Origin of the sequence: Pseudoalteromonas sp. bablab_jr011 (assembly GCF_016464045.1) — a bacterium.
Classification (GTDB): domain Bacteria; phylum Pseudomonadota; class Gammaproteobacteria; order Enterobacterales; family Alteromonadaceae; genus Pseudoalteromonas; species Pseudoalteromonas lipolytica.
This window is the reverse complement of the sequence record NZ_JACDWU010000185.1, coordinates 1-23,299: the sequence shown is the minus strand read 5'-3', so window position 1 is coordinate 23,299 and position 23,299 is coordinate 1. Positions and strand designations below refer to the sequence as shown.

Annotated in this window: 22 protein-coding genes; 9 read left to right on the top strand and 13 right to left on the bottom strand. The window is 41.1% G+C overall.

Annotation, left to right across the window (positions count from 1 at the left end; all coding sequences use genetic code 11):
- The first annotated feature begins 661 nt into the window (after window positions 1–661).
- Both rlmF and ltaE read left to right on the top strand, forming a co-directional pair.
- Window positions 662–1,567, top strand: coding sequence for a 23S rRNA (adenine(1618)-N(6))-methyltransferase RlmF (gene rlmF, locus JIG41_RS10525; RefSeq protein ID WP_065979112.1), 906 nt, complete (start codon window positions 662–664; stop codon window positions 1,565–1,567).
- A gap of 10 nt (window positions 1,568–1,577) precedes the next feature.
- Entirely contained in the window at window positions 1,578–2,585 is a 1,008-nt protein-coding gene (gene ltaE / locus JIG41_RS10520) for a low-specificity L-threonine aldolase (RefSeq protein ID WP_065979111.1), read from the top strand.
- Here ltaE and JIG41_RS10515 read toward each other — a convergent pair.
- The 10 genes from JIG41_RS10515 to JIG41_RS10470 all read right to left on the bottom strand — a co-directional run bounded on the left by JIG41_RS10515 (window position 2,568) and on the right by JIG41_RS10470 (window position 12,574).
- Window positions 2,568–3,152: a thymidine kinase gene (locus JIG41_RS10515; protein ID WP_065979110.1), complete on the bottom strand. Its 585-nt coding sequence runs from the start codon at window positions 3,150–3,152 to the stop codon at window positions 2,568–2,570. The two genes, ltaE and JIG41_RS10515, sit on opposite strands and share 18 nt — an antisense overlap.
- A gap of 65 nt (window positions 3,153–3,217) precedes the next feature.
- A complete protein-coding gene (locus JIG41_RS10510) occupies window positions 3,218–4,060 on the bottom strand; it encodes a transporter substrate-binding domain-containing protein (protein ID WP_199524711.1) in 843 nt (280 codons plus the stop codon).
- Between the two features lie 54 nt (window positions 4,061–4,114).
- Complete coding sequence (locus JIG41_RS10505; protein ID WP_249406640.1) at window positions 4,115–4,588, bottom strand: methylated-DNA--[protein]-cysteine S-methyltransferase; 474 nt, start codon at window positions 4,586–4,588, stop codon at window positions 4,115–4,117.
- Window positions 4,585–5,934: a DNA-3-methyladenine glycosylase 2 family protein gene (locus JIG41_RS10500; protein WP_199524710.1), complete on the bottom strand. Its 1,350-nt coding sequence runs from the start codon at window positions 5,932–5,934 to the stop codon at window positions 4,585–4,587. Before JIG41_RS10500 ends, JIG41_RS10505 begins: the two co-directional genes overlap by 4 nt.
- A gap of 75 nt (window positions 5,935–6,009) precedes the next feature.
- Window positions 6,010–6,621, bottom strand: coding sequence for a superoxide dismutase (locus JIG41_RS10495; protein WP_199524709.1), 612 nt, complete (start codon window positions 6,619–6,621; stop codon window positions 6,010–6,012).
- A 15-nt stretch (window positions 6,622–6,636) separates the two neighbouring features.
- Window positions 6,637–7,143 carry a hypothetical protein gene (locus JIG41_RS10490; protein ID WP_199524708.1) on the bottom strand — a complete coding sequence of 169 codons (507 nt, stop codon included), beginning with the start codon at window positions 7,141–7,143 and terminating at the stop codon, window positions 6,637–6,639.
- A 103-nt stretch (window positions 7,144–7,246) separates the two neighbouring features.
- Window positions 7,247–7,744 (bottom strand): GNAT family N-acetyltransferase, encoded by a 498-nt coding sequence (locus tag JIG41_RS10485; protein ID WP_206770753.1) that lies wholly within the window; start codon window positions 7,742–7,744, stop codon window positions 7,247–7,249.
- A 126-nt stretch (window positions 7,745–7,870) separates the two neighbouring features.
- Window positions 7,871–10,984 (bottom strand): efflux RND transporter permease subunit, encoded by a 3,114-nt coding sequence (locus JIG41_RS10480; protein WP_199524706.1) that lies wholly within the window; start codon window positions 10,982–10,984, stop codon window positions 7,871–7,873.
- Between the two features lie 9 nt (window positions 10,985–10,993).
- Window positions 10,994–12,121: an efflux RND transporter periplasmic adaptor subunit gene (locus tag JIG41_RS10475; protein WP_199524705.1), complete on the bottom strand. Its 1,128-nt coding sequence runs from the start codon at window positions 12,119–12,121 to the stop codon at window positions 10,994–10,996.
- 141 nt (window positions 12,122–12,262) lie between these two features.
- Window positions 12,263–12,574, bottom strand: coding sequence for a hypothetical protein (locus JIG41_RS10470; protein WP_199524704.1), 312 nt, complete (start codon window positions 12,572–12,574; stop codon window positions 12,263–12,265).
- A gap of 162 nt (window positions 12,575–12,736) precedes the next feature.
- Here JIG41_RS10470 and JIG41_RS10465 point away from each other — a divergent pair, with 162 nt between their 5' ends.
- The 6 genes from JIG41_RS10465 to JIG41_RS10440 all read left to right on the top strand — a co-directional run bounded on the left by JIG41_RS10465 (window position 12,737) and on the right by JIG41_RS10440 (window position 19,486).
- Window positions 12,737–13,597, top strand: a complete 861-nt coding sequence (locus JIG41_RS10465; protein ID WP_199524703.1) for a cation diffusion facilitator family transporter — start codon at window positions 12,737–12,739, stop codon at window positions 13,595–13,597.
- Between the two features lie 61 nt (window positions 13,598–13,658).
- Window positions 13,659–14,729, top strand: a complete 1,071-nt coding sequence (locus tag JIG41_RS10460) for a PepSY domain-containing protein (protein ID WP_199524702.1) — start codon at window positions 13,659–13,661, stop codon at window positions 14,727–14,729.
- Window positions 14,730–15,294: 565 nt separating this feature from the next.
- Complete coding sequence (locus JIG41_RS10455) at window positions 15,295–17,430, top strand: TonB-dependent receptor (RefSeq protein WP_199524701.1); 2,136 nt, start codon at window positions 15,295–15,297, stop codon at window positions 17,428–17,430.
- Between the two features lie 206 nt (window positions 17,431–17,636).
- On the top strand, window positions 17,637–18,110 hold the full coding sequence (bfr, locus tag JIG41_RS10450; protein ID WP_036972840.1) for a bacterioferritin: 474 nt from the start codon (window positions 17,637–17,639) through the stop codon (window positions 18,108–18,110).
- Between the two features lie 12 nt (window positions 18,111–18,122).
- Window positions 18,123–18,587, top strand: coding sequence for a bacterioferritin (gene bfr, locus JIG41_RS10445; RefSeq protein WP_036972843.1), 465 nt, complete (start codon window positions 18,123–18,125; stop codon window positions 18,585–18,587).
- Window positions 18,588–19,060: 473 nt separating this feature from the next.
- Window positions 19,061–19,486 carry an AraC family transcriptional regulator gene (locus JIG41_RS10440; protein WP_036972845.1) on the top strand — a complete coding sequence of 142 codons (426 nt, stop codon included), beginning with the start codon at window positions 19,061–19,063 and terminating at the stop codon, window positions 19,484–19,486.
- A 42-nt stretch (window positions 19,487–19,528) separates the two neighbouring features.
- On the opposite strand, the gene JIG41_RS10435 is transcribed toward JIG41_RS10440, so the two are convergent.
- Both JIG41_RS10435 and JIG41_RS10430 read right to left on the bottom strand, forming a co-directional pair.
- Window positions 19,529–20,005 carry a mechanosensitive ion channel family protein gene (locus JIG41_RS10435; protein WP_199524700.1) on the bottom strand — a complete coding sequence of 159 codons (477 nt, stop codon included), beginning with the start codon at window positions 20,003–20,005 and terminating at the stop codon, window positions 19,529–19,531.
- A 62-nt stretch (window positions 20,006–20,067) separates the two neighbouring features.
- Window positions 20,068–20,523 carry a hypothetical protein gene (locus JIG41_RS10430; RefSeq protein WP_199524699.1) on the bottom strand — a complete coding sequence of 152 codons (456 nt, stop codon included), beginning with the start codon at window positions 20,521–20,523 and terminating at the stop codon, window positions 20,068–20,070.
- Window positions 20,524–20,709: 186 nt separating this feature from the next.
- Here JIG41_RS10430 and JIG41_RS10425 point away from each other — a divergent pair, with 186 nt between their 5' ends.
- Window positions 20,710–21,141 carry a hypothetical protein gene (locus JIG41_RS10425; protein WP_036972851.1) on the top strand — a complete coding sequence of 144 codons (432 nt, stop codon included), beginning with the start codon at window positions 20,710–20,712 and terminating at the stop codon, window positions 21,139–21,141.
- 1,439 nt (window positions 21,142–22,580) lie between these two features.
- Here JIG41_RS10425 and JIG41_RS10420 read toward each other — a convergent pair.
- Window positions 22,581–22,991 (bottom strand): GFA family protein, encoded by a 411-nt coding sequence (locus JIG41_RS10420; protein WP_199524698.1) that lies wholly within the window; start codon window positions 22,989–22,991, stop codon window positions 22,581–22,583.
- Window positions 22,992–23,299 lie beyond the last annotated feature (308 nt).

The following is a 23,299-nucleotide window of genomic DNA, read 5'->3' as shown; positions in this document are numbered from 1 at the left end:
AATGCGCGTGATTACAATCGCCAACTGGTTGAAGCGATGATCAAAGTGAAGGCGCTAAATAAGATCAACACCCTTGGTCTGCCTAAATATCAGTAAGTTAAGTGAGTTTATTAGAGAGCTGCATTTGATCAACAAGGCCTGTTTGTGCGTCCCATTTAGATATTTCAGTTAATGCCGGGGTTAAATAAGGTATCGCTGTTTCTTTATATCCTGACGCTTTAAATGAAGTCCAAACCGCTAGGATTACAAACAAGCAAATTATAACTAAGAGCGTTATACCCATTCCTTTAAGTATTTTTTTATCATTATTTTTATTACTTTTCAGTTAGTTGAAATTAAAATTTACCAGCTTTTAATTGTTATTCATAGCCGTTTTATGACTCGTATTAATGAAAAGATTACTTTGCCTCGATTATCAAACAGATAAACTGCATTTAAGAACACACATGACTTTATCACTTAGCTTACCTTTGTTAATTCAGTTAACGCTTAAAATTAGAAAGTTAAATGCATGAAAATTGGTTTTTAGTCATTTTATGCTAACAGAAACCAATAAAATTTCTGACCACCCTGCCTGTTTAAAAAAACCTAAAAACAACACTTTGTAATGATTAATTTGATACAATCTGTACTGAACATTGCTAACAGATAGGTTTATTTAATGCATCCGCGAAATCGCCACCTCAATGGCTACGACTTTACTTTATTATGTAAAGATACTCCGGCTCTTTCTCAGTTTATAACACAAAGCCCAACCGGCAGTGAGACTCTCGATTTTTCAGATGCAATGGCAGTGAAAACCCTTAATCAAGCATTATTAAAAAGCCAATACAAAATTGATTTTTGGGATTTGCCCGACAATTATCTGTGTCCTCCTGTACCCGGTCGAGTTGATTACATTCATCATCTAGCAGACTTATTAGCCAGTGATAACCAAGGTAAAATCCCTACAGGTAAGCAAGTTAAAGTGCTGGATATTGGCACAGGTGCAAATTTGATCTACCCGTTAATTGGTCAACATGAGTATGGCTGGCATTTTACAGGGTCTGATATCGATACCTTATCCGTTAAAATTGCCAAGCAAATTGCGCAATTTAACCGTTTAAAAATATCAGTAAAGCAACAAGATAACAGCAATAAAATGTTTACAGGCGTTATCACTGATAAAGATGTGTTCCACTTAACCTTATGTAACCCGCCATTTCATGCCAATGAACAGCAGGCACAAACAGGTTCACAGCGTAAGTGGAAAAATTTAAATAAAACCCCTAAAAAAGAACTCAACTTTGGGGGCAGAGAAAACGAACTTTGGTGTGAAGGTGGCGAACGCGAGTTCATCAGTAAAATGATCACCGAAAGCCAAGAGTTCAGTGAGCAGTGTATTTGGTTTACGTCTTTAGTATCAAAGTCAGAAACACTCCCACAACTCAAAAAACAACTCGCATCGCTTGATGTCAAAGACGTTAAAACAATAAAAATGGCACAAGGCCAAAAAATAAGCCGCTTTATCGCTTGGAGTTACTTTGACCAAGCAGACCGCGAAGCCATTCTTAACCAACTTGTATAAGGGTAATAACATGATCGACTTTCGTTCAGACACAGTCACTCAACCTACAGCCGATATGCGTGCAATTATGAATAATGCTGCCGTTGGTGATGATGTTTACGGTGATGACCCAAGCGTTAACCAATTAGAACACGTTGCTGCTGAGCGACATGGGTTCGAAAGTGCGCTTTTTTGCAGCTCTGGTACGCAAGCAAATTTACTTGCTTTAATGGCGCATTGCGAACGTGGTGATGAGTACATTTGTGGCCAACAAGCACATAACTATAAGTTTGAAGGTGGCGGTGCCGCCGTACTTGGGTCGATTCAACCACAACCGATTGAAAATAACGCCGATGGCACCATTGATTTAAACAAGGTGGTTGCAGCTATTAAAGCGGATGACTTTCACTTTGCAAAAACGAAACTACTCAGCCTTGAAAACACCATTGGAGGCAAAGTACTGCCATTAAGTTACCTTGAACAAGCAAGAGAATGTGTTAATAAACACAACCTTGCACTTCACCTTGATGGTGCGCGTGTGTATAACGCAGCAGTTAAGTTAGGTGTCGATATTACTGAAATCACCCAATACTTTGATTCAGTGTCTATTTGTCTATCAAAAGGATTAGGCGCCCCTGTGGGTTCATTATTATTGGGTAACAAAGCACTCATTGATAAAGCTCGCCGCTGGCGTAAAGTGCTTGGTGGTGGTATGCGCCAAGCGGGTATGCTTGCCGCAGCGGGGCAATATGCGCTTGAGAATCATGTCACCCGACTAAGTGACGATCACGATAATGCGGCTTATCTCGCTGAAAAATTAAATTCATTATCAGGCTTTGATACCACACCTTTTCAAATCGATACCAACATTGTGTACGCAAATGTCGATGAAGCTATTGATTTAAAAGCTGTTGCTAATAAGCTAAAAGAGAAAAATATACTTTTTTCAGCAGGCAAACCACTTCGCTTAGTGACGCATTTAGGGGTCACTAAGCACGATATTAACTGCTTTATTGATGCTTTAGCGGCAGAGATTTAACGCGGCTTTATAATGTTTGCGGCACACCGATACATATCGGTCGTTGCCGCCAATTTCAACTTGATTACCATCAGCAATCGCATTGCCTTGCTCATCGGTGCGTAAAACGTGGTTTGCTTTACGACCGCAATGGCATACGGTTTTTAGCTCAATAAGCTTATCCGCCCACGCTAAAAGATACTGCGAGCCACTAAATAACTCACCTCTAAAATCATTACGAAGACCATAACAAAGAACAGGAATGCCCAGTTCATCGACCACATCGGTTAATTGCATCACTTGCAATTTAGATAAAAACTGACACTCATCAACTAAAATACAATGACGCTTTTTCTGATCGTTCAACGATTTGATTAGCTCAAATACATCTTTGTCGGCATCAAAAATATGTGCATCAGCTTGTAAACCTATCCGTGACGATACTTTGCCAACGCCCGCTCTGTCATCAATCGCAGCGGTTAAAATCACTGGTTCCATACCACGTTCGCGGTAGTTAAATGCCGATTGTAAAAGTGTGGTTGATTTACCCGCATTCATTGCAGAATAATAAAAGTACAGCTGTGCCATGATGTTGCCCAAAATTTAAAGTCGCAATATGCTACCCTAATCATGCAATAACATCATCTATTACCTTACTCTTTTGCACCGTAGCTGCTCATCTCTAAATGTGGGGAGTTTTGCATCTGTTTTGCAAAGGTCAATGGGATATTCTGCTTTAAAAGTTGCTGCCAAATAACAACAGCCTCATTCTGATGCTTAACATAAAACTCATTTGAAAAAGCCAAGTACGCTGTCACCGTATTTAAAGGCGGATAGACAGGTGCCAGCTTCTGTCGATGGTATACCGATAAATCAAGTTTATTATTTTCGATTTGGCAGAGCACTAAAGCCGCATCGGCTCGCCCCTCTGATACGCGTTCTATAGCCTGCTGCTGAGTAAACGTGTGTTCAATAAAAAACGCCTCTTCGCTGGCCGCTTCTCCCACAAAAAGCCCATTTGCAACGGCCAAAGAAAATGCCTTTGATTGTAACACTTCACGAGATTGCCATTTGGTATGAAAGCGACGATTTCCAATTAAGCATTGGCTCATTCTTGCAAAGGCAAATTTAGCAATCGGTACACCTTTATTAGTAACCGGAAATACAGCATAACGGGATTTTTGTGGGCTAAATCCCGCTATAAATGCATCGACTCGACCCTGCTTAATCGCTGTAATGCACTGTGACCATGGCATTTTTACAAACTTAAAAGTTACGGATTCAAGTGCATTATCAAGTTTAGCAAGCGCCGCTAATTGCGCCGTAGGTTCAACAAGGGGTATTTCATGTTTAGCACCAACAAACAGAGGTGCTTGCGCGTGGTCCGCATAACATAAGGTCAGGGGCAATGGCGCACTACTTTTTGCCTGACAATGCAGAGAAAGTACGATAAAAAGAACAAGTAAAAATCTAATAAAAAACAACGTCACTGTCATAATAAACTACGAATTTAGTTAACTGATAACAGTGTAGAAGTAAAAACAGGATTTTTACAAAATTCCTTCGTGTTTAAGTAGCCATTCTTTACGGTCTAGTCCACCGGCATACCCCGTTAGTTTTCCGCTTGCACCAATTACCCGATGACATGGCACTATAATACTAATTGGGTTCTTACCATTGGCTGCGCCCACTGCACGCACCGCTTTTGGGTTATTAATAGCCTGTGCTATATCTAGGTAACTCTTGGTTTTACCAAATTCAACCCCCATTAGCGCACGCCACACTGTTTGCTGAAACGCCGTCCCTTGTGTGTCAAGCGGCACACTAAAATGTGTACGTTCGCCCTTGAAGTATTCGTTAAGCTCGCTCATGCATATTAAAATCGGGGTTAGTGTATGCTCGTTAACGGTTTCAGTTTGCATGGCAACAACAGGATAAAAACCTACATAACTGACGCCCTTTGAGGAGCTTTGAATGGTAATATCGCCAAGTGGGCTTGGCATAATAACTTGTTGCGTTTTCATAATTGTTGCCATAGTTGAAATGTTAAATAAGAACGGAAAGGTGCACAGCGCTCACTATCAAATTCACCGACCTCTGCTAAAGCCTTTTTAATGCCTAAGTCACCGGCAAGTAAAATATCAGGGTTACTTTGACCACGCAGCTTAGCGTAATTAACTGTCCATGGGCCAACCCCTTTTAGTGACAGCCAATTATCAAGCTCTTGATTATCAGGATGTTGATGACAATACGCACTTAACCGGTTTAAAGCGTCTTTGCGTGATTGAGGCATTTTAAAAAAGCTCAATTCTGAATTGGCAAGCCATTCTGGAGATGGAAAAAACACGGTATCACTCGCTTGATTAAACTCAGCGACCAGCTTAGTTACCAAGATGTGCGCAGCAGTCACACTCACTTGTTGACCCAAGACTGCGCGAATACCCGCTTCAAAATCCGACCAAATACCCGGTAAGCGTAAGCCTTGTGTCAATGGCATGGCATTATTAAGTTCGGCATTTAAATGGGCTTCAATCGTGTGCGTATCAGCATCTAAATCAAGTACACGACGAATGTTATGGATCACTTGTTGTAAATAGCGGGTGTTATCAATATCTATCGTGACTTTAAAATGATTTTTTTGTTCAACAAATTGAGCAGTAAATTGCCCTTGGCAATGCGAGTCTTTAAATGTGCGCCCATAGCTTGTTTCGCTAAGCCATTCGAGACCTTTAATTAAGCGGCGCTGTAAAAAACCGTGTAAAGCCTGCCAGTTATAAGGAGGACGAAACGCCAAGGTTAAATTTAACGTTGCACTTGGTTTTTTATCGGTTTTTCGCAATTTTGATGGTGCAATATTAAGCTGCTTCAAAAATGCGTCGTTAAAACGGCGAATACTATTAAAACCAGATGCAAAAGCGATGTCAGCAACCGATAAATCAGTTTCTTGTAACAGCTGCTTAGCAAAATTACACTGATTGAATAAGCGATATTGTGTGATTGAAAGACCAAAGTGCTGATTAAACAAACGACGCAAATAACGACTCGACACACCTAATCTATCGGCCAGCACTTCACAATCATATGCCTCGCCTTTGTCAATAAGTTGCTTTGCTCTTAGCGCCGTGGTTTTAGTTCCTAACCACGCGGGACTATTCGGTGCGCTATCTGGTCGACACCGGATACAAGGGCGAAACCCATCCTGTGCCGCTAAATGCGCGTACTGATAGTATTCAACATTTTTCTCTTGCGCTGTCGGTGCTGGACAAATTGGCCGACAATATATACCGGTACTTTTTACCGCGACAAAAAATACCCCATCAAATCGGGCATCACGGCTTTGCCTTGCTGTACGCCATTGTTGGCTAGTCATAATGATTCTCGTAATCAGCTAATACCGATAGCTTAACCGAATATATTTTTTTGACTAGCCAGTTTCGGACCTTAACTATTTAATCGCTGCTAAATAACGTCGCTCAACTTCGGGCCAATTAATCACTTTATAAAATGCAGCGATGTATTCTGGTCGGCGGTTTTGATATTTTAAGTAATAGGCATGCTCCCACACATCGAGAGCCAAAATAGGCGTATGGTTATGCATCAGCGGGCTGTCTTGATTTAAACTACTTTCAACAACGAGTTGATTATTTTCGTCAACACATAACCATGCCCAGCCACTTCCAAAGCGACTGACAGCGGCATCAGTAAACTGCTCTTTAAACTCATCAAAACTGCCAAATGCTTCAACGATCGCTGTATGTAATTCACCGCTTGGTTTGCCAACCCCATTCGGTGTCATCACTTGCCAAAATAATGAGTGATTATGGTGCCCGCCAACATGCTCTTGCACCGCCTTTTGTAATGACTCGGGCATTGTAGCAATCGTTCGCAACAGTGTTTCGGCATCTTGCTCGCTATAATGACTCCCTTCTAAGGCAGCATTCGCCTTATTAATATAAGTTTGGTGGTGCAATGTATGATGGATTTCCATGGTTTTTGCATCAATATTAGGCTCGAGTGCATCATAGTCATAAGCTAAATAGGGTAATGTAAAAGGCATACTGATTCCTTATCGTTAATGTAATAACTGCGTTTTGTGGGGATGCTCAGCTAATAGCTGATTTATACGATTGATGAGGGTTGGAAATGCCGATGACATTTTCGCAAACTTCACCAGCTCAAAATACGTTTTGTGATGATGATGTAATACGTGTGTGCGAACTTGCTGCTCTGGGTGCATTAAAAGATGACTAAGCCGTTGATGAGCATAGCAAAGCCAACTACAGGCTTGCTCAGGTTTTTGCATAACTTTAAAGGTATCTGCAAGGTTTAAAGTCGCCACTACAAAGGCCGCAATACAATGCTCTAATGTGTCAATAACCGTGGGGGTTAGTGGTAAGTTCGCAAATTGCGTGAGTAATGTTTCTGCACAACCACTTGCCTGCGTGTAGTGATCGCGAGCAATGATTAATTCGCCAGACTCAAAAGCCAGATTCCCGTTATAAATAGCGTTTTGCCAAGGTGCTAATGCATCATCAATAGCTGGAGCACCTAAGGCCGAGATATGTGTTGTGTGTGTCATAAAAATCACCTGCACTTAAAACCTGTGTATTAAAACTACACAGACAAAACACTAAATGCAAATGATTTTTATTTGTATTTATTGTTTGTGTGATTTGGTGATATTACTGATTCGCAAAATCGATCAACTCTTGCCCTGTTAGTCGATAAATAATCCATTCATTTTGTGGTTTAGCGCCAATGCTGTCATAAAAATCAATCGCGGGTTTATTCCAATCAAGTACTACCCACTCAAATCGACCGCAGTCTTTTTCTAGCGCTTGTTTCGCAAGGTATTGCATAATTTTTTTACCTGCACCTTTACCACGGCTATCAGCACTGACGTATAAGTCTTCTAAATACAAACCGTTTTTACCAAGCCACGTAGAATAATTATAAAAATAAACGGCAAAACCAATGGCTGTGTCACCTTCTAAACAAATAACACTGTGAGCGGTTGCACCTTCACTAAATAAAGTTTTTAAAATAGCATTCTCATCAGTCTTTACTGCATATGGTTCTTTTTCGTAGATAGCTAGTTCATTGATGAAATGTAGGATAGTTGCTGCGTCGCTCGGTACTGCAGGACGAATTGAAATTTGATTGCTCACGGTCTGTTCCATATGTTACTTCATTATTATAGCGCCCAGTTTATAAGGGCTTACGTGTTGTGTAAACGCCCTTTACAGAATTACTCAGTACTAAAAAAGGGGCGATTACGCCCCTCTGCAAATAAGCCACTTAGGCAGTTATTTATTACTCATCGACTTATAAAGAACAGGCAGGACAAATAAGGTCAAAAATGTTGCGCTGATCAAACCGCCAACAATCACTGTTGCCAGTGGTTTTTGTATTTCAGCCCCCATTCCCGTGCTCAATAGCATGGGTATAAGCCCTAACATTGAAGTTAATGCGGTCATTAACACTGGTCGTAACCTTGAGGTTGCCCCATCAAACACCGCGTCATCTACTTCGTCTTTGCCCTTAAGGCGATGATTAATACTTTCTACCATGACCACACCATTCAATACCGCAACACCAAACAAAGTAATAAAACCAACAGAGCTTGGTACCGACAAATATTGCCCAGATACAAACAGAGCCACAATCCCCCCTATTACCGCTAAAGGGACATTCACTAAAATAAGCAATACTTGCGATACATTGCCAAATGCAAAATAAAGTAATAGCGCAATCAGTAACAATGCCGCTGGCACAACAATCATTAAACGTTGCTGTGCCCGTTGTTGGTTTTCAAACTGACCACCTATAGCAACACTGTAACCACTCGGTAGCTGTAATTTATCCTCTATTATCGCGCGAATGTCAGCAACAACAGATCCCATATCACGTCCTTGCACATTCGCTTGTACAACTACGCGCCTTTGTACATCATCACGGCGTACTTGGGATGCTCCTGATTCAATCGCTACCTTAGCCACATCACCTACTCTCACAATCGCCCCCGAGGGGGTTTGTAAACGAAGGTCTGCAATTACACGCGGGTTCTGCCGGTAATTTTCTGCTATGCGAACATAGATATCGTAACGCTCGTTAGCATTGATAATTTGCCCTGCACTTTGTCCACCAATTCCGTGCTGTACAACCTCCATTAAATCAGCAACCGATAATCCAAAACGCGATAACGCTAAGCGATCAGGTTTCACAATTAACTGTGCCTCACCGCCCATTTGCTCCATGGCCACATCTTTAGCACCGGGTATTTGTTTAACTAGCTGCTCAATTTGCTGACCTTTTTCACTTAACACCGCTAAATCACTACCAAACAACTTGATTGCTAACTGTGCTTTTACACCCGATAATAGTTCATCAACACGGGTGGCGATGGGTTGCGAAAAGTTAAATAAGAGCCCAGGAAACTGCTCAAGTTTTTCTTCCATTAACTGCTGGAGTTCAACACGTGTTTTAGCATTTATCCATTGCTCGCGAGATTTAAGACCAATGTATATCTCTATGTTGTTAACAGGTTCAGGATCGCCACCGACTTCTGCTCGACCAATCCGACTAAGTGCATAATCGACTTCTGCAAATTCAAGTAACATGGCTTCCAGTTTAGGTGCCACTGAGATTGCCGTTTCAAGACTGGCTGATGGTGCAAGCGTTACCCGCAAATTAATCGTACCTTCTTCAAGTTCGGGCACAAACTCAGTCCCCAACCTTGGAAGTAAAATAGCGGCTGTAACCAATAACAAAGCAGCAATAGCAAGCACCAACCGTTTTGCTTGTAACGCCTGTCGTAACGCTCGTTGATACAACTTTTCAATGGGTTGTAGCAGCTTACTGTGTTTAACTGTCACGCCTTTAGCAAAAAAGTACACACTTAGCGCAGGCACAACGACTAAGGCAACAATCATGGCACTTACTATCGCTAACATGATACTGACGGCCATAGGCTGGAACAGCTTTGCCTCGACGCCTTCAAAGCTGAATAAAGGCAAAAATACCGTTAAAATAATCAATGACGCAAAGAAAACTGGCCGAGCAACTTCTTTTGCTGCAACAGCAACCAGCTCACGGCTTGATTTACCCTGATTATGTTTTAGCCCTAGATGACGAAAAATATTTTCAACCATAACAACAGAGCCATCTACCAGCATGCCAATAGCCACAGCAATGCCACCCAATGACATTAAATTGGCCGACAGCCCTAACCAAGCCATAATACTGAGCGCTAAGCCGATTGAAATTGGAATGGACAGCAAAACCAAGAATGTTGCTCTTAAGTCTAACAAGAATAGCGCTAACACTATGATTATAAATACAAATGCAAGTAATAATGCATCTATAACGGTTTGTACCGCGTGGCTAATAAGTGCCGCTTGGTTATAAATAGGCGTGAATTTGACGCCCTCAGGCAGCGCGCGGTTGATCATTGTAATACGCTCGTTAATACCATCGATGGTCTGCTTCGTATTTGCACCAATCCTTTTTAATACCACGCCAGTTACAACTTCGCCTCGGTTAACAACATCACCATTTTCATCGCGAGTCGATAAGGTTACTGCCCCTTGGCGTATTTCACTCCCAAGCTGTACGTCTGCAACATCAGTGACTTTAATTACGGTGCCATCAATCGTTTTGATGGGGGTTTGCGCAATTTCACTCAGGCCTTTATCACCGGTCGAAAACCAGCCAGTGCCACGAATAACTAATTGCTCTTGACCGCGGTTCATATACCAACCGCCAACATTCCTGTTGTTTGCTTGCAATGCATTGCTTACATCTTGTTGGCTTAGGTTATAGGCAAGTAATTTGTTAGGGTTGAGGTTAACGTGATACTGTTTTACTTCGCCACCAAACGATAAAATATCAGTAACACCATCAATGGGTAATAGTAATAATTTAACCACCCAGTCATTTAGGCTTCGCAGCGCCATGCTATCAATGTCAGCATCGGGCTTTGCTTCAAGTAAGTATTGATAAACTTGCCCAAGACCAGAGGTATTAGGCCCCATGGTAGGCATGCCAAGTCCGTTAGGGATTAGCTCTTTAGCAGATTGTAAGCGCTCAAACACTAACTGCCGCGCAAAATAGATATCAACGCCTTCTTTAAACACCACCGTCACGCCCGACAAACCTGTTTTTGAAATCGATCGCACTTGTTCAACGTCAGGTAGTGCGTACATTACCGCTTCTATTGGGTATGTGATAAGTTGCTCGACTTCTTCCGCTCCAAGACCAGGAGCTTCGGTGTTAACAGCTACCTGCACATTTGTCACATCAGGAAACGCATCTAAGTTCAGTTTTGGAACCATTAATGCACCCAGAGCAATGGCCGCAAGTAAAGCTAATAGCACGATGAAACGGTTTTTTATCACCGACTCGATTAATAAATTAAACATGCGGCACCTCTAATGGTTATGCGGATCAAACCCGCCTTTTGCGAGCTGTGAAGCAACAAAGAATGCGCCTTGAGTAACAACGTTAACCCCTTGCTCGATACCTGATATTTCACGGTATTGTGCTAAATTTCTACCTACGCTCACCTCTTTGGCAATAAACCCACCATCATCATCAACCACAAAAACTTGCCAATCACCATCGGCACTGCGTGTTAACGCGTTTTCGGGAACCGCAAGCACAGCTTGCTCTGTTGTAAAGTGAAAATACACATCTGCAAACATGCCCGGGTGTAAGCTGTGCTGGGTATTTTTCACTTCAAGCCGCACTGTCCGTGAGCGTGTTTGCTCATCAATAGTGTGCGCCTCTTGAATAACTTTAGCGTGGTAACGGTTTCCATTTACCTGCATCGTTGCAACAGAACCATTGGCAATCGTGCGGTCTTGGTTTGAGGAAAGTTGCGCTTCTACCCACAGCGCAGATTCATCTGCAATGAGTATTAATTCAATACCTGAATCGACACGTTGACCTTGTGAAAAATTATCGGTGAGTACAGCACCCGAAGTAAGTGCAAATAAGGTATATTCACCGAGTTTTTCAGGCGAGATAGTCAGTGTTTGTTCTATTGCGTGTTTAGACAATCCAAACGCGACAAGGCGACTGTATGCCACTTCGTACTCTGCTTTTGCAGTAAGCAGCTGCTTTTCGCTCACCGTACCACGGGTCATTTTACTCACCCGCTGCCACTCAGCTTCGGCTAACCTAAATTCGGTTTGTCGGCTTGCCACCTCTCCACTAAACAAGGTTACCAAGGGATCACCTTTATTAACATGCTGTCCCAGTAAAGCGTGGCGTTTTACAACAATAGAATCAACACGAGGGGCAACCACATAACTGGCATAGCCATTGGCTTTAACTTCACCCGGTGCATACACGGTTTGGCTGTGTGTTTTGAGTTCAAGGCGTTCGACCTTAATATTCGCTAATTGCTGTTGCTGTGGCGTTAAGGTTACTTCGTTAATGTGTAGTGTTTCTGCATTTTCTTGATGGTCATGCAGTTGCTCTGACGCAAAACTGTTTGTGACATATATAAAGCATACGCACGACAATGCGTAGCGCATAAAATTTCTTAAATACATAATTTTCTCTTACTTAAAATAGGCTAAGCCCAAGCTTGCCTTAAAAAATAATCCCAAAGACAAGGGAGTAAAGTGTTAAGTAAGAGAGGCGATTGGGGGGCGATGAAGTGGTGTTAGATCTGCCGACTTAAAATTAAGCTCTCACAGTTCAATTTTTGCAAAATAAACTGAAACGGGTTCAGAAAGGGTAAATGAATCAACAAATGCAGGACTGTGACACACATGACAATGGCCTTTTTCGGCGGAGTCAGATAACTGTTTAGCAAGCTCGGCATGTTCAGATTGATGCTGTTGATGATCGCCATTAGCTGCGCAGTGGGCTTCAAGATCCAGCTCTTCTAAAAGCAGGGCTGAGGTGTGATTAAATGCAACATTATGATCAGCCACGTCAAAGCTATCCAGCAACGGCTGGAGCAATAACACACTAATCAAAATAACAAATGCTGCTTTCACGTAACACCTAATAATTGGTACAACGGAGTTAACTTAACAAATTAGTACTTATTTGAACAGTAAAACCTAAACACGAAACACCCCATACATACTGCTAACGAGTGTTTTAAAAGCGATGCTCACATGATATAAAAATAAAGAAATCAGCAACTAGGTATGCTTATGGGACACGGACATCACCACCATCACGATGCAGAAAGCAAAAGCACACAGCAATTATTACTTGCTGTATTAATTAATGTGTTACTTACATTTGCACAAATTGTGGGGGGGCTCATTTCTGGAAGCCTATCGCTCATTGCTGATGCACTGCACAATTTAAGTGACGCATCATCGTTATTTATTGCGTTAATAGCACGAAAAATTGGGGCTAAACCAGCAAATAATCGATATCAATATGGCTATAAACGCGCCGAAATCTTAGCCACGCTTTTTAATAGCCTGAGTTTAATTGTAATTGGTGGCTACTTAATCATTGAAGCAATAAAAAGTTACCTAAATCCAGAACCCATCGATGGCTGGATCGTTATTTGGGTTGCAGGGTTAGCCCTGATTATTGACCTAGTAACGGCATTCCTTACCTACCGTGCTGGCGCTAATCAAAGTATGAATATTCGTGCTGCGTTTATTCATAATCTTTCAGATGCTATGGCCTCTGTCGTCGTTATTATTGCCGGCTCTCTGATCATTTTATATCAGTGGTATATTGTCGATCTTATTGCGACCATTCTTATCTCTGTGTATGTGATATACCACGGCGTATTGCTCTTAATTGCCAGCAGTAAAATTTTAATGCAAGTTGCACCAAGTCACTGCGAATCAACACATGTATCTGAACAACTGATAAGCGCATTTCCTATCTCAAATATTGAATACATAAAAGCATGGCAGCTTGATGAACACACCGTGCATTGCGAACTAAAGTTTTGTGCCCACCAAATAATCGACAACAAGGAAATTCGTCAATTTTTACAGGATAAGTTTGCTATTAAGGCGTGTACTATTGAGCAAGTTTTAGTGTAAATATTACTTGTTATCATTTACAATTTACCTTTGTATTTAAAACAAAGTAAAGGAACACCTCTTGAAGTTGTGGTTACGCCGTACGCATTTACTCCTTGCCTTAGTAAGCGGCCTTTTTTTTATTTGCTTGAGTTTAACAGGCGCATTACTTATTTACGCAAAAGATATTCAGTACCTTACACAAGGTGATAAATGGACGGTGACTCCACAAGCTTCACCGCTCGCTTTTGACCCACTAATAGCACGCGTATCAAACACAACTAAACAACCTGTTACTTTATTAATGCCTGAGGCGCGTGATGATCTTGCTTGGCAACTACAACTTGCCAATAATCGTTATGTGAGCGTTAACCCTTACACCGGTGATATTTTATACGAATACGATTATTACAGCACGGTGTATGGATTTACCATGGCGCTACATCGTTGGTTGCTTTACGAAGATGGCGACAAAAACCACCCTTTGAGGAACTGGGTTTCACTATGCGCGCTTATTCTTATTTTAGAAATATTACTAGGATTTTACATTTGGATTAAACCTAAAAACCGTTTAAAGCGACTAGCTATAAAACCAAAAGCCAAATTTAGAGTATTAATGTACCAACTTCATACCGTGCTGGGCGTCTATTTATTGCTGCCACTTATTTTAATAGCATACACAGGCATGGCGTTTAATTGGAAGACAGAAACTAAAGCGGTATTAGAGTTTGTAATGCAAGGCACGGTTGAAGACAGACCTAAACCACCTGACGTGCTGCCCCCTTCAGAAACAACACCTTATCAAGTACAAAAAGCCTATAACAATGCACTCACTGTTTTTCCTGAAGGTAAACTGTTTAGAATTTATTTACCTAAAAAACCGACTGACAACATTGGTTTTCGCATCGAAAACCCTGGTGAAAGCCATGCCTATAGCTGGGTATGGGCCAACCCGTATACAGCCAATATCGTCGCGAGTTACGACGCCAGCAAAAGCTCGTGGACAACACAAACATGGCACTTTAAATACAAATTCCATATCGGCGATTTTGCGGGGCCTATTGTGCAGTTACTGTGGCTTGTGTTTGCCCTGTCACCTTTATTTTTTACTGTGTCGGGTTTTTACTTTTGGTACAAACGCCACTTTAGATAATAACGCGTAATTAAACTTAAACTGATAAAACATGAACCCCCGAGCATATCACTGCTTTTAGCAAAAAGAAGTGTTTACATTGGCTAATTATACTACTGTATTTAGCCACCTTGAATGGCTCATATTCTCGGGCAAAGCATGATAGTTCAACATACCCAGTATTATTGATTGATGTGTAAAATAGGTTTTAATACCAACAATACAAAAGAAAGAGTGGGCCAAATTGTAGTTATGACTACCTCTATTGTTTTATTACTTATTTGGGTGCCGCTTAGAAATACAGCGGCACCTGATAAGTTAATTCAAAGTGCTTTCATTCAAGACATCTCTATTCAAGCCAATACTACTCTCTAATGACTTAAAACGACCCTTTAATTTATTGCAGCAATTGACAACATACGCGTTAATCCGACAAGCTCTATCGCTAATATGCTACATACATCGTAGAGATTAAACTGCCAACACTATTGCAAATAGTTATCATTAAGCTTGCCTTTACAGTTCTTTACATTTACACTGCCGCCCCATAACTCATTTCATTTATCTTTTTTTAACAAGGACAAACATGTTAAAAACATCGCTTAGCCTAATTGCACTGGTGATAAGTAGCCAATCATTTGCTGATGATGCACTCAATAAAAAACTCACAGCAGAAGAGATGGAGCACGTTGTCGTTTCTGGTAGCCGTGTTTTTGAGAGCATTGATGAAGTACCTGCTTCTGTGACTATAATTAATCAACAAGAAATTGAAGAACACTTAAAGGTAAATCCAGAATTACAAAGTTTGCTGTCACAAATGGTACCCGGACTTGCACCTGACACAGGCAGTTCAAGCAATACAGGCCAAAGTTTACGTGGTCGCGCCCCACTTGTTATGATTGACGGCGTTCCACAATCAACACCTCTTCGTAATGGTTCTTTAGGAATAAAAACGCTTGATCCAAGTGCAATAGCCCGTATAGAAGTTATTAAAGGCGCCACCTCTATTTATGGCAATGGGGCTTCTGGCGGTATAATTAACTATATTACCAAGCAAGCGCAAAGTGAGGGTAAAACCGAAGGTGAAATTAGCTTATCATCACGTTTTAGTGCCGTAAAACTAGAAGAAAGTGCAGGTGCACGCCTCTCAGCAGCTATTAATGGCCGCGCAGATAAATTAAGCTACTTATTTACTGCCAGTTATGAAGAAAACGGGGTACAACGTGACGCCGAAGGCGACATTTTGGGCTTGCAATATGGTTTGTCTGATGCCGTAACCGAAAACTACTTCACTAAACTGGGGTATGATTTTGACGATCAGAAACAACTGCAATTTAGCTATAACTTTTTCAGTTCTCAGCAAAAAACAGATCTCGGTGATGTCGTTGGTAATATTAACGATGGCGAAAAAACCTACGCGATACATGTGCCAAAAGAGTTGCAAAAACGAGGTAAACCACAAGGCCCTGAAGGCAACGAAAATATTACCTTGAAATACACTGATTACGCCTTGTTTGATAATACCCAAATGACCCTCGACCTCTACATGCAGGATATCGAAAACATATTCTTCTATTCGCCAAACCTTGCGAACCCAGATGAGGGCTACGATGGTGGTCAGTCAATAATCAGCTCAGAGAAAAAAGGCGCACGTGCGACATTTAATACCCTGGTTGATTTTGACAATATTGAAGCAACCTTTATCTATGGTTTAGATGCTTTAAACGATGTGACATCACAACCCCTTGTTGATGGCCGCATTTGGGTTCCCGAAATGGACATGAATAGTGTTGCAGGCTTTTTACAGACTAAATGGGTTATCAATAACGACTTAGTTGTTAAAGCCGGTGTGCGTCAAGAAAACATTGACTTAAGCGTCGATGACTACGAAACATTAAAACTTTGTCGCTCTGCAACACAATGTTCAGTGCCACTGAGTGTAAAAGGCGACACCATTGACTACGACGCAACAACCTATAACGTGGGTATTAAATATAATTTGCTAGCAGCCTTTAGCCCCTTTGCAAATTACTCACAAGGCTCTGACATTTCAGATATTGGCCGCTTGTTACGCGCAGCAACTGTGAATGATATTGGTTTAATTCAAACCGAAGCGTCTATCATCGACAACTATGAAATTGGTTTTACCTCACAGTTTGATGATGTTCGTTTTGAATTTGCAGCCTACCGAAGTACATCGGAGTTTGGGACGACCAACAGTTTTAATGAGACAACCGGAGTGTATGAGCCCGTACGAGCACCACAAGAAATTTGGGGTTACGAAACGCTTGTTGACTACACGATTAGCCCAACCTTAAAGCTAGTTGCAACCTACAGCTATGTAGAAGGCAAAAACACTGAAGACGATATTTACTTAGGTTCTCGTCAAATTAGCCCACCAAAAGGAACTGCGAATTTAAACTGGACGCCTAACGATGAACTGTCATTAAGCGCAAGTTACTTGTATGTTGGCTCGCGTAAGCGCTTTGAACCTAATGCAGACGGTGATTATGTGGGCGATCAAGGTCCAATTAGCAGTTACAATATTGTCAACTTGAGCGGCCGCTATAAGTTTACACATAATTGGCAAGCCTTCATGGGTGTTGAAAATCTATTTAATAACGATTACTACCCTGCTCGTGCGCAATCATACACGTACGGTGCTTACAACATAAAAGGCCTAGGTACAACAGTGACATTAGGGGCGACATATCGCTTTTAACAGCCGCTTAATAAAACACTAAGCCCTTCTTCGTAAGGGCTTTTTTATTTTTAAATAAAAACGATAAATTGTTCATTTATCAACCATTAACGCAAACTTAAACGAGAATCACAATCAATAGTAAATAACTGATTTACAAGGAAAAAGTTTGCAATCTTATTTTTATATACTACAATTATCGCAACTTGAATTTTGAGGACAGCACGATGAAAGGTAACCAGAAAGTCATTGATAGTTTTAATAAACTACTCGCAAACGAATTAGCCGCTATAGATCAATACTTTATCCATTCACGTATGTACGATGATTGGGGCCTTAACAAGCTGTACGAACGCCTTAACCACGAAATGGAAGAAGAGAAAGATCACGCTGACTGGTTAATCAAACGTATTCTATTTTTAGAAGGCGTACCAAACATGACCAAGCGTCGTGATTTATTAATTGGTACCGACGTTAAAAGCATGATGCAAAACGATCTCACTCTTGAACTTGAAGTGGTTGATTGTGTTAAAGAAGCCATTGCTATTTGTGAGCAAGAAAAAGACTATCAATCGCGTGAAGTACTTGAAAAACTATTATTCGATACTGAAGAAGATCATGTTTATTGGTTAGAGCAGCAGCTTGGTTTAATCGACAAAATTGGTAGCCAGAACTACCATCAATCTCAAATGGGCGAATAGAGGTTTACACGTATGAAAGGCGATAAAAGCGTTATTGCTGCACTAAACAAAGTACTAGCAAATGAGTTAGTGGGTATTAATCAATATTTTTTACATGCGCGTATGTTTAAAGATTTTGGCTTTTCAAAATTAGACAAAGCTGACTATAAAGTGTCTATTCAAAAAATGAAAAACGCCGACCGTTTAATTGAGCGTATTTTGTTTTTAGAAGGATTACCAAATCTACAAGACCTTGGTCGTCTGCGTATTGGTGAAAACTCTGAAGAAATGATTGAAGCAAACATGAGCTTCGAGCTTGATTCACTCCCTGATCTTAAAGCTGCAATTAAACTTGCTGAAGAGAAAAAAGATTACATCAGCCGTGAAGCGCTTGATCACATCTTAAATGAGCAAGAAGAGCAAATTGACTGGCTTGAAACACAGCAACAGTTAATCAAAACCGCAGGGCTTGAGAATTACCTGCAATCTCAAATGTAATTTGCAACTATCAAGAAGCAGCCTCGGCTGCTTTTTTCTGCTCAAGTCCCCCCTAACCTAACTAAATCGTTGCATACATTTAAAGCAATCCTATCAGAAAATTCTGATATCACTGGGTTTGTCGCAATTTAAAGCGGCTTAACAGTGAACTTGATAATGATTTTTATTAGCATTAGCTTGTATCCAATAAAGACACTGAGCTTTAGACGTAAAATATCAATTTACTTAATTAAGCGAGCGAGTTTGTAACATAACATATTGCTTATAAACGCAATGATTATGTTGTTTAGCGTTCACAACGATTGCGATTAACTTGCTCTACTTCTTGTATTTATTTAATCATGGATAAGACATATTTAACACGGTGATCATCAGATTTACTCCCTCAAGACGAGCAAGTATGTCGGCACATTGGTATTGCACACCACTTTAAAGGATACATTCACCCTTCGAATAATTAGCTAGGTTTAATAATGAATGATTTAACTAAGCGAGCAGTCATTTCTTCTTGTGAATATTTTAAAGAATGTATAGATCAAACAATCGACACAGGTATTAAAGCAGGTAATAAAATGAGTATGAATTGGCTGTCTGAGGCGCTTAATTACCCTAACAGGAAAAAGTTAGAACGGGATTTCAAACGATATCTCAACACCACTTATAGCGATTACATTGCCAAGAAAAGACTGACTCTGGCTTGCAACATGCTTTGTGAGGAAAAAGTGTCTATTAAAGCGGTTGCGCTATCCTGCGGATTTAGTAATTCTGCGACATTCTGTAATGCCTTTAAACGCCAGTTTGGCTTAGCTCCCTCGGTATACAGAGTTGATAGATACAAACAGCGGGTTAAACAAGGATGTGATTGTTCAAAAGAAAAGCGACTTAACAGCGCCGCTTAGAAACTTAGGATATATTACGCACCAAGTAACGGGTGCGTTTATTTATGAAGCGTCTTTTTGCTCAATGATAGATACTTTATTGCTTAAAATTAATGAGTTAGGAATTAAATGAATCGCCCCTTCACCTTTAATAGTTATATAACGAAGATTTAAATCGACTACGGTGCCTTTTGAATTACTCACTTCGATATAATTGCCAAGTTTTACCGGCTTATAAAGGACAATCATCACACCAGCAACCAAATTAGAAATTGCGTCTTTTAGCGCAAAACCAAGTGCAAAACCTGTTAAACCAAGCCCAGCAACCAATGCAGCCACATCGAAGCCTAACTTAGAAAGAGCCAGTACAATGCCAACAAAAAGTAAAATAGCGCGCTGCGAGTTCGAAATCAGTCGGAAGGTTTCAAGTGCTGTTGAGTCAAAACGACGTTGAAACTGCTTTATCGCACGGTCAATAATCAAACTAGCGATAAAACAAACAGCCAACACAAAAAATGCCTGAATGAATTGATTAGTCATCGAGTAAATTAGCTCCAGCCAAAAAGCCTATAATAGGCTTAAATAACCTACCAGAAAACATATTATTGCTTTTCAAATACACAACTAACCGAAGGCTGGCTGAGTGTATAGGTTATTTTATCGTTATCCTCGAAGCGCAAATCTTCAACGGTCGTCCCTTCGTCACTTTCATCATTACAGCGACTGTAGCGATTAGTTCTTACTATGCCATTAACGAAATACTTGAATTTCGATGTGACGATGCAAAAATCAGGGATTTTCTTCGTTTGTGTACCGTTATGTAAATCACTAAAGTCTATTAGGCTTCCTAAAGTGAAGCCTTGTGTGGGCTGTTTAACCAAAGAAAACGGTGCACTTTTGCATACTTCATCACTGCCAGATACAAGAGCATAGTCCCCCTGCTTCGCTTTTATCAATGACAAAAACTGTGTTTTATTACTGGGTTTAACATCAAGTAACGCACTTGCTAAAAGTGAATTTGAGAACAGGAACAACACTAAACAATAGTAATATCTCATTGAAAATCCATAAGCTTATGCACACTAAACAAGCATAGCATGCTGTGTAAGGTTGGTGAAAATATAACTGTATTGCTTCATACGAATTAAAATCAAAAATAGCTCTACTTTATAGATGAACCGGAGGCACTTTAAATAAATATGTGCTATATCTTTGAGTGATAATAATTTTTTGGAGGGATTCTAATGAAACTAATCAAGTTACTTTCTATTGCGTTATTCTTCGGTTTATTTAGCTTGCAGAGCGTTGCAGGCGACGATGATTGGAAATCAATTGCTGAAAAAAAGGTCAGCTTTAAAAGTGAAACCGACACTGTTAATCCTTTAACTAAAAGCCGATATAGTCATATAAAAGTCAAATGCACGCATGGCACCGTTAACCTTAAAAGTATTAAGGTGATCATGAATGACGGCGAAGAAAAAGTGTTCGACAATTTAGGTGTTCTCAGTAAAGGCATGTCGTCACGAAGCTTAAGTCTGCCCGATAAAAACGACGCTAAGCTTGATAAAATAGAGCTTAATTACGAATCAGTTGGCAGTGCCGCACTAAGCATGGCGGGTGTAACAGATAAAGCACAAGTTGAAATTCTAGCGAAAAAGGCAAATAAAGAAGATTAGTGCAACTTGCGAGACAACCATGTTCGAACGAGTACATGTAAGCTTTCATGTAGCAACGGCTTCAACCGTGAACCTTAAAAATTCGGCGTTAAAACGCCTCCTACATCGAAAGTGTTCTGCTTTGTAGGTCGCCGCCACTTATAGCGGCCTACATACTTATAGCAGCCTACATACTTATAGCAGCCTACATAGTGTCGCACTCTAGTCTCATAAATCGCGCTAAAGCCCGGCCTACACTCTCAAATCCGTAGGAACGGCTTCAGCCGTGAACCTTAAAAATTCAGCGTTAAAACGCCTCCTACATCGAAAGTGTTCTGCTTTGTAGGTCAGCACTTATAGCAGCCTACATAGTGTCGCACTCTATTCTCATAAACCGCGCTAAAGCCCGGCCTATACGCCAACTGCGTAGGAACGGCTTCAGCCGTGAACCTTAAATGTTCGGCGTTAAAACGCCGCCTACATCGAAAGTGTTCTGCTTTGTAGGTCACCACTTATAGCGGCCTGCATACTTATAGCGGCCTGCATAGTGTCGCACTCTATTCTCATAAATCGCGCTAAAGCCCGAGCTACACCCTCAGCTACGTAGGAACGGCTTCAGCCGTGAACCTTAAAAATTCGGCGTTAAAACGCCGTCTACATCGAAAGTGTTCTGCTGTGTAGGTCGCCGCCACTTACAGCGGCCTACATACTTATAGCAGCCTACATACTTATAGCGGCCTGCATAGTGTCGCACTCTATTCTCATAAATCGCGCTAAAGCCCGGCCTATACGCCAACTGCGTAGGAACGGCTTAAGCCGTGAACCTTAAAAATTCGGCGTTAAAACGCCTCCTACATCGAAAGTGTTCTGCTGTGTAGGTCACCACTTATAGCGGCCTACATACTTATAGCGGCCTGCATAGTGTCGCACTCTATTCTCATAAATCGCGCTAAAGCCCGAGCTACACCCTCAGCTACGTAGGAACGGCTTCAGCCGTGAACCTTAAATGTTCGGCGTTAAAACGCCTCCTACATCGAAAGTGTTCTGCTGTGTAGTTCACCACTTATAGCGGCCTACATACTTATAGCAGCCTACATAGTGTCGCACTCTAGTCTCATAAATCGCGCTAAGCCCGGACTACACACTCAACTCCGTAGGAACGGCTTAAGCCGTGAACCTTAAAAATTCGGCGTTAAAACGCCTCCTACATCGAAAGTGTTCTGCTTTGTAGGTCGCCGCCACTTATAGCGGCCTACATACTTATAGCAGCCTACATAGTGTCGCACTCTATTCTCATAAATCGCGCTAAAGCCCGAGCTACACGCCAACTGCGTAGGAACGGCTTCAGCCGTGAACTTTAAATGTTCGGCGTTAAAACGCCTCCTACAAGCTATTTCCTTTAAGCTCGCTAACTTTACTATTTACCTGTAAGTATGCTTTTATGTATTTATCAAATGAGCTTAATCTCGACCAAAGCCAATCAGCTTTTTACCATTTAACCCATTTTTATGCCATTCGGTTTGCTCTTCGCAGAATATTTGTGCGTCGAGCTCTTTGCTTGGCTCTTCGTTTAAGCTACCAGCTGGCACCAAAAGATAGCTGCTATCTTGTGATTCAAATGGCAGTGCAGAGCCACAGGTTTTACAAAATGCACGTGACAATGCACGATTTGGGTAGTTAAAACGTGTAATATTATGCTCACCTTTCAGCCATTTGATGGCATCGGGTGAGGTAAATAAATTTGCAGCATGTGCAGTGCCAGATAATTTACGGCATTGCTCGCAATGGCAAAAGAAAAAACGCTTAAAATTGTCAGTTACCTGAAAACTCACTTCACCGCAGCAACAGCCACCCGTTAATATTTTACTCATAGTCACCTCCTTTTTGATCCAGCATAACCCGAGATAAAGAGTTCAACAATGCGCCTAAATGGTAATAACAAGTAAAACGAATTATGCCTGAATGTACTAGGCTGATAGATTCAACACTCTTCATGTTATATTTAGTAATAGGAACCCACCTTAATTTCACTAAGCCCTAGGCCTTGTTGATCAAATGCAGCTCTCTAATAAACTCACTTAACTTACTGATATTTAGGCAGACCAAGGGTGTTGATCTTATTTAGCGCCTTCACTTTGATCATCGCTTCAACCAGTTGGCGATTGTAATCACGCGCATT